The organism is Shewanella sp. MF05956 (assembly GCF_059758055.1).
On record NZ_JCAYNV010000016.1, the window covers coordinates 1 to 14975 of the forward strand.

Genomic DNA, 14975 nt, shown 5'->3' on the forward strand with positions numbered 1-14975 from the left:
TTCACTAAGAGATGGATGGATCGCAGTTCATTATCCTAACCAAAAAGTGAGTTAGGAGTTCTAAATGAACCGCCCTGTGCGGAGCCGCATGCAGGGTGGTGTGGGGGCTGGAGGCTAGATACCTCCGACTACCCGATTAGCCATTTACCACGCAGGTATTTGTGGTCTTTTCCCTCTGGCTATAGATACGCGATTAATTACAGCAGTATATTTAGCTATATAAATTGGATCTTTTAGCAAACCAATAGCATAAGTTTCCATATCATTTCTAGTATTAAAAACTTTATCAGCAATTAACTCAATTACATCTTTTATGTAACTAAACATCTCTTCACAAGAATCATCAGGATCTTCATTTAATTCATAAAAATCCTTACCTTCATGCACCAGTTTATTTCTTACATCGGTATATAATAAATCGTATTTCTCTAGCTTACTCTCAAATGCATTTGCAGAACCTTTAGATAATAATGCAGCAATGAAAGTTCGATGTTTCCATCCATTACCAACAGGATCAGTTAGCCCATCTAGCGTAAATACCAAGTTCAAAAACTGTGACTCAGAACCAATTGAATAGAATGATTGACGACATGATCTTAAAGCTGAAATCACCGATTTTGCAATTTCATTGTTGGTATCATTGCTATAAATATAAGAAAGATATTGAATACCTGGAACATAAAACCCATCCACTTGGGGCCCTAGCCAATTATTACTTACAGAAATAGGTCTTGATATCCCACTGAGCTCAAATGCCTTCATGTGGGTTTGCTCCATGGGAATAATATTCACAGAATAAAATCCATTGCTCATTTGCCCTGCTGGATTTGGGGTAAACTCTTTGACCTTAAATGAACTATGAGAAAACCTTACAATATCAAGTGCATGCTCAGCGAGAGCTAAACATTTATTAATAACGTAGTCATTATGATCCATTGTTTTATTGAGCCTTAGTAGATCTTTATAATTTAGATCAACTTCAAACTGAACATATTCACAGTCGAAGTTTCCATATCGCTCGTAAGGTTCTTGATCAAATTCTTTTCGACAGAAAAATGTATATTTATCTAAGTGGATTTTTTCTTGAATGTATATCTTATCCAAAGGAACAACTACGATACATTTTAATAAACGATCATCACTTTCTAAGTCTGCTAACTCGGTATTTGAATCAGATGAAATGCCTTTATCAATATCAACCCAATCAAAACACAGGATAAAATCTTCTAACATCTCTTCATTATTTCTAATGATTTTTTCATCATAAATATTAAAAGTAACACCATCCCCTTCAGGAAATTGACTAGCCCAATACCCAATTTCTCTTAGCTTATTAAGTGATATCTCTATTTCAGCTTTCTTAGTCGAAAAGCTTTCTTTATTCCAAAGTAAATTACCAGAATAGTTTTCTCTAGGGGGCAAAAACCTTGCTTTCATGCTAAATCCTATTTATGGCTAACAGCTTATTGAACGGCCAAATAAATTTAAATTCGGCAGCTTAAGTTATTGATTAATATCATCCTACATTTGCTATCTTACTGAAGTAAAGCAATTAATTATGTCTAACCGACAAAAACAAACCGTGCTTGCGCGTAAAGTAGAATTCACCTTCATTTTACAAAAAACTAAAGATAACAATATCAGACAATTACGATTTCTCAATTGATAAACCGATACAATTAAAGAACGACTGTTAATCATTTTTGTCGTAAACCAGTGAAAAACCATTATACCTGTACATAAAATCGGTACATGCCACATAAAAGTATTCATGTTGATTTTGTTTTTAACGCTTTTGATTTTTTTACATGCGCAGCATGTGATGCTTGGGGGGTAAAATCCCCCCTTTGTTCGAGGTGATTCTGCCACATCCATGAGCCATTATTTCTCTACACTTTAGAGTCAATACACAGCAAGCAACGAAGACATAGAGCCTCAGGTGCAAGCGCGGCTGTGATCGTCCATGACATGGACGTTATGGCCGAGCTTACAAGGATGTACTCGCAGCGTGTCACAGAAGCGTTTGAACTTGAGGTGATTCAGCCAAATCCATGAGCCAATATTTAGGCTACATATCTGTCCAGATACAAAGCCAGCAACGAAGGCATAGAGCCTCGGATGCAAGCGCGGCTGTGACCGTCCATGATATGGATGTCATGGCCGAGCTTACAAGGATGTACTGGCAGCGTGTCACTGAGGTGTTTGAACTTGAGGTGACTCTGCCACATCCATGAGCCAATTTAGCTACACATCTGTGCCGATACACAGCCAGCAACGAAGAAATAGAGCCTCGAGTGCAAGCGCGGCTGTGACCGTCCATGACATGGACGTCATGGCCGAGCTTACAAGGATGTACTCGCAGCGTGTCACAGAAGCGTTTGCACTTGAGGTGATTCAGCCGCATCCATGCGAGCTAGCGATATATCAAAAAGTGTCTTTAATACGCCAGTACAACATTCTGGCGCTGTCACACTCTCTACACTATCGGTTGAAACGCGGTTAGCGAGTCGAGCATAGTGGCATTACCTAACCCTTGCATTGGGGCTACGGAGGTAAATTGACCTTGTTCGCCGTGTAATGCCATGTAATTAAGCAGTACCGTTTCCACTAACAAATTCACGTTATTAGCAGACGGCGCAGACGCGGTATCGACTGACGCATCAGAGCGCATAAAACCGATTTGTTGTTTTTGGGCCATTTGCGAGGTAGTGCCACCCATTAACTGTGGCTTGCCAGATGGGTTATACACCAAAAAGAACGAGGCTCCGGTTGAAGAATTATCACCCGTCCATTCGCCTTTACCACGTCCTTCCATTGAGTCATCAATCCGGCCATTACTTGAAACTGAGCCATCACTAAACACATACAACATTAGCGGCATATTACGACGTGAAGCATACTCTAAGCAGGCTCCCATACAGCGCCCTGCTCGTAAATCGCGTAACTCACCGGTTGCACGCTCGCCTGTATGATAATCAAACCCACCCATAGTGACCGTACCCGCGCCAGAAAAGCCATTCACCACTAGCTTCATAATCGATGCTGTTTTTTGAAACTCTGATTCAGAATCAAACTCGTTAATGCCAAATATGCCACCTGGCCCCACAATATCTGGGTCTAATAACGGATTTAGGGTTGAAGGGTCGCCAAAGCGATCTGCTAAATCAGCGCTTTTAACATAACCGCAATTAACTAAATCTTTAATCACATCACCTCGGGTCACCTGGGTATTCACCGCCGCCATTTTTTGCGCGCTAATGCGTTGAATACTCTCCATTACTGCCACAGCATCACGTTGCGACAATAAACTAAATAAGTCGCCCACATCTACCAAACCGGTGACATCAGACGGTCTGTCAATTTTGGTCGGTCGCATGCTTAAATCAATAAAACTGGTTGGCGCCATTGAATTGCCGCCCGAGTCAGAATTACGCGAGCCCACCAACGGCATTAACGAGCCATTCGCGCCTGCTGCCGCAATAGCATACATAGGATTGTGTGGATTATTACCGGTGTCGTTGTCTGAGCGATTAGGGATCACTGCACCGTTAATTCTTGATGCCGTGTCTGATGAAACCTTTTCTAAAATACCGCGTAAAAACGCCGAGTCAGAATGAAATGCTAGGCCTAAATCGGTATTGATAAAATCAGACATGCCAACATTAGGATTAGCAATTGAGGGAGCCATATCACCCGGTAAACCTAACTTGTTGTAACCAGCTGTAGATAAAAAGTCTTGCTGACCACCCGCGCCGCCAACGAGCACATTTGAGCCCGCAATGTTAGCGCCACCCGCTAAATCAAAACTAATAAACGGAATTTTACCCGCACCTTGAACGCTAATGCCGCAAGAACCTCTTAATGCTTCAAGATCTGGCGACAATGCCGCATGTGCATTGTTAGGATTAGCAAACATGCTAAACAAAGATAATCCCGCAACCGCCGCACCACCTTTGTATAAACCCGTTGAAATAAACTCTCGTCGAGTCATGGGTTTACGGTGGTCGGCAAACAACAATGGACTGTCTGGATGAAGATGTTTTGGTTTAGTCATTGTTGGATCCTTTTTGTCTCTGTTTTACGGCAACAAATGCAGTGCTGTTCAGTGGTGCATGCATCAATTGAACAAAGCTCAATTGCGCGGTTGTTAATATATTTATCATCTGCGGCCCCTATTGCACTAGCATGACAGCACTGGCCAATACCGCAGCACAGGTTGATTTAGCAATGGTTCGAGTGCGCTCTGGATTACACGTACCACTGCACACCGACAAGCCTGTCACCAAACTGTCTAATTCTGCATACACATCGCTCTGGCTAGGTTGGTTACTCAATGACAATGGCATCAATTGATTGATTAATGGATTGAGCAAGTTACCTCTATCAGCCGCACTTAATGCCACGCTTGGCACCGCCGTAAAATCAACATCAGGGAACCAATTACTGCGTATGGTATTATCTTCAATTGCCGAGTCGCAGTAAGCGATTGCTAATTGGGTGATGCCCATTTGCTGTGCTGAAATAAAGGTTTCAATGTTTTCAAGACTAGGTAATTGACGTTTAACCAACTCATAAGTGGCAAACACCTTGGTTGATTGCTGCGCCACTCCGGTTAGCACACTCATGCTGTGATTAATTTCAGCAAAATTACGCACACCCACTTGAGCTGACTCAGTCGTGGCAGGCACCTCTGCAGGGGTAACAAATACGCCAGGTAGCACCACATTACTGTGCTCACCTAATTGCTCAAAGGTTAAGAAAAACTCATCCTGATTAGCGCCTTTTTCAAGCGCGATAATGGTGCCAAGTGCCGAGATAGAAAACGGCTCTGCAAGTCCCTGCCCTGCCGATACCGACAAGTCGAGATTTGCGTAGGATTGGCCTTGTGCGCTCTCTTTACCATTAATACCAATACGTAAGCCTTTTACCTCAAAGCTGTCACTCACTGGCGTGCCGTCAATATTTACAATCGCAGCATTGCTGAATAAATAACTGTAATTGTCGAACTGACTAACCTCAAACATTACATAAGTATTAGGTAAATCGATGAGATGGCTTATTGAGAACAGTAAAAAGAACTTTTCACCAACGCCCACTTCATAATTTTGCTGCACTTGCTCAGGCGCTAAAACCCGATTGTAAATAGCCAATAAGCGGACATCGCCCTGCCATACATGTTGATTAGACGCTTCACGGCCTAAAATTAGCGCAAAGCTGTCATCCCAATTTGCTAATGGGGCAATATCTTCATCAACCACATCAATCAGCTGACCGTTCACATAAATACTGCGGCCGTTAGTGGCGTTGTAAGTCATGACTACGTGCTGCAACGTCGCTTGCAATACTTCATCGGCATCGGGCGTACTTAAGGCCGGCTCACCATTGGTACTTGATGCTTCAGTTCTGAGCATAAAATCATAATTATATTGGGTTTGCCCAAGGGTAAAGTTACGCGCGTCATCACCTGCTGAATAAGTGACGATGCGGGCAGGCCCTTCTTGAGTCACATTATTGGGCGTCACCCAGGCTTCTATTGAAAACTCACCCGTTGCGGTAATTAAATCGTGCAATTTTTTGCTATTGGCGGTGCTAGCCTGCGCTTTACCATTGGTAAATGACAATCCCCAGCCGCCTAACCAATCGACATCACCCGTGAGCGTTAAATTTGCCGCAGGTGAAATACCCGAGGTGTCATAGGCAATGGCGCCCTCACCGGTTTTGAATTGGTACAGCGCAATCACGTCAGTTTCAAAACGACCACCGCTTGATGCGGTAATACCGTCGGTTAACCGTAACGATTTAGACACCACCATATCCGGTGAGATCTCATCGAGTTCAATGCCATCACTTAACGCCATAATCGCATCGCGCATTACAATACTGTCGTCTAAACAGTTACTCCAACAGTTATGAAACTCCGAACCTAGGCGAACCACTAATCGTGATTGTGCTGGGGTATCTAAATTCATCAACCCTTTTGCGGCTTCATACGCTTGCTCGATATCGTTGCTGGCAAAAAAAGGTGATTGCGCCGCTTGCACGCCTTCGCTATGGCAAGAGACACAATATTGATGCACAATCGGATAAACATGCTGGCTAAATAAACTGCTGTCATCGGGGAAGTTTTTGCTTGAACCTGGGTCTCTAATGACAGGTGCTGTTAGCTCAATAGTATTGGCTGTGCTCACGCGGTCATCAGCCCATAACTTAATCCACTGAGTCATGGTTTCGCCGCAAGCTGAATCACTGGCCAACCAACAGTTATGGCCACCAGCGACTTTACTGACTAAACGCGAAGCTTTTGGGTCGGTTAAGTCAACCAACGGGTTGGTAGCGGCATAAGCGTCGTTAACATCATTACGGCTGGCAAAATAAGGGGCTTGGTTACCTTCGGTATGACAAGCGCCGCATTTATCCTGAGTCGATATATTGTCCCACAATGACGTTTTGTACTTTTGAATATCGGCGGTTGCCGCGGCAGGGCCAGTATATACGTTAGAGGTTGGGGTTTGCTGAGCGGGTGGATTTTTTTCTACATCCCCACCGCCACAAGCACTTAAGCCAAACAATAATGAGACAATAACAAGGCGTTTAATCATTAAAAATTTCATGCCTATTCTCCCATACAATAATTGCCAACTTCAGCGAACACTCGCTTAAGCTGGTAAGCATTCTGCTTAAAAGAGGTTGTTGTTGCACTAATTTGCGCAATATCGGCCTGGCTTTCTGCATCACGCAAACATACTGACTTAAAGACTTTTTTCACTTGGCATTGTGCAAATGCATTACTGTTAGCCAGCTCTTGCCCTAACGACTTGGCGCCACTACCCTGCCCAGATAAGCTGTTATCCCAACCCAGTTTTTGATTAGGCCCTTGGCGCCAATAGTTTTGCCAATTATCATTTGGCGTCACAAAACCATAAGGGAAGCTTGTTGAGTTGATATGGTATTTACCTTGTACACGAGAGCCCGTGTCGGGATCGGTTTGACCGCTGGTGTTATAAGCAATTGAACCGCTTTCACCACTTGGGTCCTGATCGAGGTTAAATTCATACTCATAATAGGCAAATGCTTGAGCTAATGGATCCATGCCGCTGTGACAACTTGAGCAGTTATTAATAAACAAACGACTATCACCACCAGGGCTTCGACTCACATCCTGGCGAATACGGTCAGTTGAACGGGTATTGTCTTTAAGCGGTTCTAAATCGGTACATAAATGATTCATTAGGGTAAAGCGGAACATGGCGCGATTAGTGCCTAAATAAAAAAACTCTTTGGCCGCGGCGCGGCTGGTTAGCACGCCGGCGGTGGCTGACGAAGGTAAACCGTTTAGACTTGATTGCGTGGTGCGCTCAAGGCCATCTTTTAAATCAATAAATTGGTCTTCTAATGCTTGGTAATGGGCATTATCATTACGGTTATAAGCAGGTAAATTTAAACTGTTTTTGCCTACATACACCATATCAGCCTGTAAGATTTCTCTAAAATCGACATCATCTCTAACGGCACCAATGACAGTGGCAGAATAGTCATTTAATGGCGCAAAAATATCTTGTTCAATATTGGTCCACGGCGTAGCAAATAACTTAAGTGTGGTTGAATAAAATGCTGGGGTTTCCATCGCCAGATAAGCGGCTTCTATCGGTTTGCCATCATCTAATAACGTCGCCATGCTCTGTAACGTCGCTTCTGAGGCAGCAACACCGGCAATACGGTCGTGTAATTGTTTTGCCTGCTCTAAACTCCCTGCTGCCGCATTCACAGACAACAAGCTCAACACGCCAATAGTCAATGCATTAACGACGTGTTTCAGCGGCATGATTGTTCTAAAATTAGATAATAAGCTCAAGCTTGTTATCGTACGAAGCCGATCCTTCATACTGTCTCCTTGTTCACACTTGACTGCCTTGCAGTAAACTGACGTTGCGGTGCCGCACTGCTTATTTGTTTTATCAACATTCTCTTTTAATGAGCAAATGTTGTTACTCCCACTTGGTTTGAGTGTTTTTTAAGCAGTGATGGTGGCGAATGGTGCTGATTAAATCATTCAACGGGCAATATTAAAAGTTTTTATTTTGTTAATTTTTTTGACACTCTCAGCCAATAACTTGGCGCCAAAAAAGTGCCTTGAACCGTCAAAAAAAAGTATTGAAACTATTTCACAAAAAGCCTTGAAACACTGAGCCTACAAGGCAATAATGTCAAGCCTAATCGGGATTGGCTAAAACTCTTACAATAATAATGATGGTTAAGGAAAACAAATGAGGCCGACCTCAGGCTATAACATAATGATGTTTACAGTTATTGCATTGTTACTAGGATGTAATACTGAAACAGCAATTAAAGATGAACAGCCTGATCCCGTGCTTGTGGAATATCCGGTGGCGTATATCGAGCGCACTTTAGCCGCTGTCGATCAACCCCCAGCAGAATTTGACACTTTCAATCCCGCTCATTTTAATCCGGGCGCTCAGTTACTGATAAAACGTAATGCCTTTGCCGACTCACCAGCCACCAACTTAACGGCCAGTTTATTTGGTGAAGATAAGCTTATTGATATCCGTGATATCTCTGTGTCAGACGACGGCCAGCAATTACTGATGGCCATTCGCGCCCCTGAAATTGACGATGCCGACGATGATGAGCAGCCCAAGTGGAATATATGGCGTTATCGCGTTGCCGATGAAACCCTAGAACGCGTGATAACTAGCGATGTTACGGCTGAGCAAGGTGATGATTTAATGCCAAGCTTTTTGCCTGACGGCAGAATTATTTTTGCCTCAACTCGTCAGCGTTTATCGCGCGCCATTTTACTCGACGAAGGCAAACCGCAATACACTGCTTTAGATGAAAGCCGCGCCAATGAAACCTTCAATATCCATGTGATGGACCCAGACGGCAACGGCATCAAACAGCTGACATTTAATTTAAGCCACGACTTTTATCCGCTAGTGCTACAAAGCGGTAAAATACTTTATAGCCGTTGGGACCGAATGGGCGCAGACCATGGGGTCAATTTGTACCGCATGAACCCAGATGGCAGCGACAACGAACTGGTTTTTGGCTGGCATTCGCACCAACTGAGTGTCGATGGTCAAACTGAATCAATTGATTTTGTTAAACCGCAACAATTACCTAGCGGCGAGATTTTGATGTTGCTCACCTCACAAGATGATAGCGTGATTCAAAAGCGTCCTGTGGTGATTAACATTGATGACTATATTGATGCAGAGCAAGCCACTGCCACATCAGGTGCTCAGGACAATGCCATTACTGACGCCGTATTGTCTGATTTTCAATTTTCATTCTCAACAGCGTTATCCGAAACCGGTCGATTGAATCACTTATTTCCGCTTCCCGACAGCAGCCAACGTTATTTAATGAGCTGGGATTTATGCCGAGTGATAGTCAATGATGTTGTCCGTGCTTGCGGCCAGTTAACGGCTGAACAACTGGCCGATGAAAACTTGATTCAAGCTGATCCATTGTACGAACTCTGGTTACTTAATAATGCTAATAATACCCAACAATTAGTCGCGACAACGACCCTAGGTACTGTGCTAACAGAGTCGGTCGTGATGCAACCTAGCGCGCAGCCTAAAAGCTTTATTGCCGATAAAGTGGTCGGTAATGAACTCGACTCACAACTTAGCCAGGAGCTAGCAGGCTCAATCCACATTCGCAGCGTGTATGACTTTGACGGCATTGACAGTACAACCAATAGTGGTGGGATAAGCCGTTTAAGTGACCCATCTCAAACGCCTGCGGCTAATTTACCTGCGCGTTTTTTACGCATTGTTCGTGGTGTGCCCATGCCACCTGATCAGGTGCGTGATATTCCCAACACTGATTTTGGCCGCAGTAATAACCAACTCATGCGCGAAATCATAGGTTATAGCCCTATTCAACCCGATGGCTCGGTGAAAATTAAAGTGCCAGCCAACGTACCACTCGCCATCAGCGTATTAGATGCTAATGGCCAGCGTATCGGCGGTCGTCATCGCCAATGGATTACCTTAATGCCTGGTGAAACATTAGAGTGTGTCGGTTGCCATACCGCTAACAGTCAATTGCCTCACGGCCGACTAGATGCACAAGCTGCCAGTATTAACTCAGGTGCGATTGGCGGCTCTGCTTACCCTAATGCCAGCAGTAATATTATTCCTGAGCAAGGGCAAACCATGGCCGAGGCAGATGAAATGGTCAATGGCCTTGCAGAATTAAATGCGGGTCTTTCCTATCTCGATATATGGACCAACCCAGTATTGTCTGCGGTCAATCCAAGCATTGATTACAACTACAGCAATTTAGCCACGCCAGCACCAAATGGCAGCCAATGTTTTGATAACTGGACCGCGTATTGCCGCATACAAATCAATTATGTCGAGCACATTCAACCTCTGTGGGATCTTGCAAGGCCTTTTGTCGACACAGCAACTCAAATGATCGTTGCCGATAACACTTGTACCAGTTGCCACAATATTGTCGATGCCGACGGCGCAGCTCAGGTGCCTGCAGGGCAATTGTCATTAGTCAGTTCAGCGTCTAGCGACGAGCCAGCCCATTTAACCTCATACCGCGAACTGCTGTTTAACGATGTTGAGCAGGAAGAAGTCGACGGCATTTTAATCGACAGGTTAATTGAAGTGCTCGATGCTGACGGCAACGTGGTGTATCAGGTCGACAGTAATGGCGAGCTCATTCTTGACGCAGATGGTAATCCTATTCCAGTGTTAACCACGGTCAATGTACCCGCCATTTTGTCGACTAACGGCGCTCGCTCAAGCAACACATTTTTTGAGGTGATGAACAACACCACTCACCAAAACATGTTGTCGGCAGATGAGCTCAAATTGCTCAACGAATGGTTAGACATTGGCGCCCAATATTACAACACGCCTTTTTACTCACAGGACTAACAAAGCAAACGCCAACCCTCAACGTTGGCGCAATAGACTTTGCGATAAGGAATTATGCAGACTTATATACGCAACACCTGGCTGCTATTGGCACTTTTGTGCTTAAGCCCATTATTACAGGCTAACGACAACCCAAGTTTACGTATCGACGTACCTTTTGTTGAACTCAGATCTGGCCCGAGCGCGGGTTACCCTGTGGTATCGGTTATTGAAAAAAACGAGATGGTCAGCGTGTTACTTAAGCGCACGTCCTGGTTAAAAGTAAAAGACAAACGCGGTGTTGAAGGCTGGTTTCATCAAGATGATTTATTGGGCTTATCTCAAGACGGTCAAGCGATTAGCGCCATGCAAATCACTGAACAAGATGTCATAAACCGTCAATTCGACGTTGGGGTGATGTACGGCGACCTAGAAGGCGCTAACTTTTATAATTTATTTGCCGGTTATGCCTTTACTCCCGTCTTTAGCGCTGAGTTATCAGCGGGTAAAGCATTGGGTAGCATTTCAGACAGTGATGTATTTGAAGTGATGTTATTAAGTCACCCAATACCCGATTTACTTGTTGTGCCTTACATCGGCGTTGGCGCTGGGATCATTAATACCGAACCTCATAGTGTTTTAGCCGACACCGAATCACGTCGCAGCACGCTAATGAGCGCCGCTGCAGGCGTTAAATATCACCTTGCTCGTAACTTTATATTACGCGCCGAATACAAACTCTCGTTAGCCTTAACCGACCGAGATGAAAATGAAGAGATCCAAACATGGAAAATAGGATTCAGCGTATTTTTTTAATGCCGTTACTGACCGCCAGCACCTTGGCGTTTAGCGCATTAACCCCAAGCTCAGTTGCCTTTGCAGCAGATGACACACCAAACACTGTTAAAGCGGATGTAGAGCGCCGCGATGTGCTTGACGACCTGCTCGACACAGAAAATTTTGAAGTGGGTATTCAAGGCGGCATTTTGTCGATTGAAGACTTTGAGTCAAGCCCGTGGGTCAGCGCACATGTGGGTTATCACATCAGCGAACATTTTTATGTTAAAGCGCGTTACGCCCAGGCTAAAGCCGGTGAAACCAGTTTTGAAAAACTGGCCAATGCCGCGCCATTGTTAACTGACGACGAGCGTGAACTGACTTATTACGGTCTTAACATTGGCTATAACATGTTACCTGGCGAAATATTTTTCAGTAAAGATACCGTTTTTAACAGTGTCTTTTCCGTTGAGTTAGGCGGCGGCAACACAGAATTTGCCGGTGACGAGCAATTTACCGTTAACTTAACCGCCAATTATCGCGTGTTTTTAACCGACTGGATAGCGTGGGATTTAAGCATGAGTGATTACCTGTTTAACACCGAGGTTACCGGCGAATCTAAAACCACGCATAACCTCAATTTTGCTACGGGTGTGTCGTTTTATTTTTAAGTGTTATTGATGCAAAATCAGTACACAAAAGAAAAACCAAAAGGAAACTCAATGTTGTTCAGTCGATTTAGCGGTAAATGTCTTATTGCCTTAGGTGCATTGTTATTGTCGGTACAGATGTTGTCGATGCAAGCACACGCGCTCACTATTGGTGACGCAGCGCCCGACTTCACCTTAAAAAACCAGCAAGGCACTAACCTTAACTTAGCCGAACAGCGCGGTGAGATTATCTTAATCAACTTTTGGGCATCCTGGTGTGGCCCTTGCCGTAAAGAGATGCCTGTGCTGCAAAAGTTACAAGACAAATATCAAGAGTTAGGCGTGCAAGTTTGGGGCGTCAACGTTGAGCAAGAAAACCAGGCCGGTAAAGATTTTCTTGCCGATCTTGATTTGAGCTTCTCAATCTTTTTTGACCAAACCAACTCCTTGTCTAAAACCTATCAGGTTGAAGCCATGCCCACCACAGTGATAATTGATCGTGATGGTAAGGTGCGTTTTGTGTTTCAAGGTTATCAAGACGGTTATGACAAAAAATACGCCGCGGCCATTAAACAGCTGATCAGAGAGTAAATCGATGATGACATTCACCTTTTCACCTCGCCTCACCGCCTTATCGCTAAAGTGCATCGCACTGCTAAGCATTGTCGGCCTGAGCGGTTGTTCGAGCATGGGCATTGAGCCCTGGGTTAAACCCTACGAGCGTCAAAACCTGGCTGATCCAATTATGCGCATGAATCGTCACCCTAGTGCCAGCATGCATGTGGCGCACGTCCTTGAAGGGCGTGAATCAGCTCGTGGCGCTGAAGGCACCGGAGGAGGTGGTTGTGGTTGTAACTAATTTGCTTAATAACAGCGTTAAACTCTTTGCGGCACTGTGCCTGAGCATTAGCGCCTTAACTGCGCAAGCCGCTGTGCTCGATCCGGACCGCGCCGATATGCTTTATCACAGCTACGAAGGTGGCGGAATGACCATTGATGGTCCGTCCGTCATGCTGCGAAAAAAAGCCTCAGAATCGGTCGCGATTACCGCCTACTATTATATGGACAGCATTTCATCCGCCTCTGTTGATGTGGTCAGCACCGCCAGTCCGTACACCGAAAAACGCCATGAAGGCCAGGTCGGGGTTGAATACCTGTACGACAAAACCTTAATGTCACTCAATTTACGCCAAAGTAATGAAGACGATTATTTAGCCCAATCTTTTAGCATCAATGTGTCGCAAGACACCTTTGGTGATTTAACCAATCTTAATTTGGGTTTATCTTACGGCGACAACGAGATTAAGCGTAATGGCGATGACATCTTTGAAGAACAAAGCGAGCAATATCGAATTCGCGCAGGCATTAATCAAATTTTAACACGTAACCTCACAGCCAGTTTCAACGTTGAGGCCATTGCCGACAGTGGTTACTTAAATAATCCTTATCGCACCGTGCGTTATGTCGACAACAGCATTCCATCGGGTGTGGGGTATCAAGCCGAAGTCTATCCAGAAACCCGCAATTCGTTTGCGGCAAAATTATCGGCCAGTTACTTTTTACCTTACCGGGCTGCGCTGTTTTTTCATTACCGCCATTTTAACGACAGTTGGGAAATCACCGCCAGCGACGTTGAAGTAGGTTATCGTCACCCCATTGGTGACAGTTTAGAACTAGAGCTAAAAGTACGTTATTACCAGCAAACTCAAGCTGAGTTTTACAGCGATTTATTCCCCTATCGTGACGCGCAAAATTATATGGCGCGCGACAAAGAGTTAAGTGACTTTAGCGACATAACCTATGGTTTAGGGATCACCTATATGCTGCCCGCGTCGATGTCATTTGGCGATACTCGCTCAGAGGCATCCTTACAGTGGGATTATATCGACTTTCAGTACAATAATTTTAGGGACCCCACCGCAGACGGCGGAGTCGGTAGCGAACCTTTTTATGGTTTTTCAGCCAATGTGATCCGTGCCTTTGTTAGCGTGTACTTTTAATGTCTGTGTTTAACGTTATCGATAAAATATTGATCTTACAACGAAATTACCAAGGCCTTAACCCTATGACTACCGTGCGTAAATCTTGTGCATTTTTAACCCGCTTATTTGCTGTCACTGCACTGCTTACAGGCTTATTATCTATACCAGTGCATGCTGAAGACGCTAATAAAGGCGCGCTGGCATCAGAGCTTGAAGACATTAAAAGCCAGGTGCTAAAGCTCAATCGCGATTTGTTTATTTTAGAAGAAGATTTACTGTTTCCGGCCAGCACTCAAATTGCGGTTTTTGTGTCAGTTGATGTAGGGCGTTTTCTTAAACTCGACAGTGTTGAGCTTAAAATTGACGACAATAATGTTAGCGGTTTTTTATATACCGAACGCCAACGTAAGGCCTTAGAACAAGGCGGCATTCAACGCATCTATTTGGGAAACATAAAAATGGGCCCGCACCTGCTTACCGCCATTTTTACCGGTAACGATGCAGAAGGTCGTACAGTACAACGCGCCATTACCCATAACTTCGATAAAACCGATGAAACCGTAATGATTGAGCTTAAAGTTGAAGACAGTGAATCAAGCTATCGCGCTGATATCAAAGTCGAACAGTGGGTGTTGTAAATCATAATGGTCGTTATCACTGCATTA

At 44.4% G+C, this 14975-nt stretch carries 11 protein-coding genes; 7 read left to right on the top strand and 4 right to left on the bottom strand.

The features are described 5' to 3' along the window. Positions 1 to 144 precede the first annotated feature (144 nt). The 4 genes from AC19MX_RS16635 to AC19MX_RS16650 form a co-directional block, all read right to left on the bottom strand. Positions 145 to 1437 (bottom strand): hypothetical protein, encoded by a 1293-nt coding sequence (locus tag AC19MX_RS16635; protein WP_432403615.1) that lies wholly within the window; start codon positions 1435 to 1437, stop codon positions 145 to 147. Between the two features lie 1039 nt (positions 1438 to 2476). Then, positions 2477 to 4054: a hypothetical protein gene (locus tag AC19MX_RS16640; protein WP_432403613.1), complete on the bottom strand. Its 1578-nt coding sequence runs from the start codon at positions 4052 to 4054 to the stop codon at positions 2477 to 2479. A 118-nt stretch (positions 4055 to 4172) separates the two neighbouring features. Continuing rightward, complete coding sequence (locus AC19MX_RS16645; protein WP_432403611.1) at positions 4173 to 6611, bottom strand: LamG domain-containing protein; 2439 nt, start codon at positions 6609 to 6611, stop codon at positions 4173 to 4175. Positions 6612 to 6613: 2 nt separating this feature from the next. Further along, complete coding sequence (locus tag AC19MX_RS16650; protein ID WP_432403609.1) at positions 6614 to 7882, bottom strand: hypothetical protein; 1269 nt, start codon at positions 7880 to 7882, stop codon at positions 6614 to 6616. A gap of 409 nt (positions 7883 to 8291) precedes the next feature. On the opposite strand from AC19MX_RS16650, the gene AC19MX_RS16655 reads away from it, so the two are divergent. From AC19MX_RS16655 to AC19MX_RS16685, 7 genes are read left to right on the top strand one after another with little or no spacing between them, the layout of a single operon-like run. Further along, positions 8292 to 10922 (top strand): HzsA-related protein, encoded by a 2631-nt coding sequence (locus AC19MX_RS16655; protein ID WP_432403607.1) that lies wholly within the window; start codon positions 8292 to 8294, stop codon positions 10920 to 10922. 54 nt (positions 10923 to 10976) lie between these two features. Further along, positions 10977 to 11717: an outer membrane beta-barrel protein gene (locus AC19MX_RS16660; protein ID WP_432403605.1), complete on the top strand. Its 741-nt coding sequence runs from the start codon at positions 10977 to 10979 to the stop codon at positions 11715 to 11717. Next, the gene (locus tag AC19MX_RS16665; RefSeq protein ID WP_432403603.1) at positions 11687 to 12349 is read left to right on the top strand and encodes an outer membrane beta-barrel domain-containing protein; all 663 of its coding nucleotides are present in this window, start codon (positions 11687 to 11689) and stop codon (positions 12347 to 12349) included. Before AC19MX_RS16660 ends, AC19MX_RS16665 begins: the two co-directional genes overlap by 31 nt. Positions 12350 to 12400: 51 nt before the next feature. Continuing rightward, complete coding sequence (locus AC19MX_RS16670) at positions 12401 to 12919, top strand: TlpA family protein disulfide reductase (RefSeq protein ID WP_432403601.1); 519 nt, start codon at positions 12401 to 12403, stop codon at positions 12917 to 12919. A gap of 7 nt (positions 12920 to 12926) precedes the next feature. Beyond that, on the top strand, positions 12927 to 13187 hold the full coding sequence (locus tag AC19MX_RS16675) for a DUF4266 domain-containing protein (protein WP_432403625.1): 261 nt from the start codon (positions 12927 to 12929) through the stop codon (positions 13185 to 13187). Then, complete coding sequence (locus AC19MX_RS16680; RefSeq protein ID WP_432403599.1) at positions 13174 to 14328, top strand: DUF3570 domain-containing protein; 1155 nt, start codon at positions 13174 to 13176, stop codon at positions 14326 to 14328. The genes AC19MX_RS16675 and AC19MX_RS16680 overlap by 14 nt, the downstream gene beginning before the upstream one ends. Then, a complete protein-coding gene (locus tag AC19MX_RS16685; protein ID WP_282109931.1) occupies positions 14328 to 14948 on the top strand; it encodes an AraC family transcriptional regulator in 621 nt (206 codons plus the stop codon). The genes AC19MX_RS16680 and AC19MX_RS16685 overlap by 1 nt, the downstream gene beginning before the upstream one ends. Positions 14949 to 14975: the final 27 nt, after the last annotated feature.

Excerpts from the sequence above, each read along its gene's own strand:
- AC19MX_RS16635 (WP_432403615.1), bottom strand. The coding sequence starts at position 1,437 with ATGAAAGCAAGGTTTTTGCCCCCTAGAGAAAACTATTCTGGTAATTTA.
- AC19MX_RS16640 (WP_432403613.1), bottom strand. The coding sequence starts at position 4,054 with ATGACTAAACCAAAACATCTTCATCCAGACAGTCCATTGTTGTTTGCC.
- AC19MX_RS16645 (WP_432403611.1), bottom strand. The coding sequence starts at position 6,611 with ATGAAATTTTTAATGATTAAACGCCTTGTTATTGTCTCATTATTGTTT.
- AC19MX_RS16650 (WP_432403609.1), bottom strand. The coding sequence starts at position 7,882 with ATGAAGGATCGGCTTCGTACGATAACAAGCTTGAGCTTATTATCTAAT.
- AC19MX_RS16655 (WP_432403607.1), top strand. The coding sequence starts at position 8,292 with ATGATGTTTACAGTTATTGCATTGTTACTAGGATGTAATACTGAAACA.
- AC19MX_RS16660 (WP_432403605.1), top strand. The coding sequence starts at position 10,977 with ATGCAGACTTATATACGCAACACCTGGCTGCTATTGGCACTTTTGTGC.
- AC19MX_RS16665 (WP_432403603.1), top strand. The coding sequence starts at position 11,687 with ATGGAAAATAGGATTCAGCGTATTTTTTTAATGCCGTTACTGACCGCC.
- AC19MX_RS16670 (WP_432403601.1), top strand. The coding sequence starts at position 12,401 with ATGTTGTTCAGTCGATTTAGCGGTAAATGTCTTATTGCCTTAGGTGCA.
- AC19MX_RS16675 (WP_432403625.1), top strand. The coding sequence starts at position 12,927 with ATGACATTCACCTTTTCACCTCGCCTCACCGCCTTATCGCTAAAGTGC.
- AC19MX_RS16685 (WP_282109931.1), top strand. The coding sequence starts at position 14,328 with ATGTCTGTGTTTAACGTTATCGATAAAATATTGATCTTACAACGAAAT.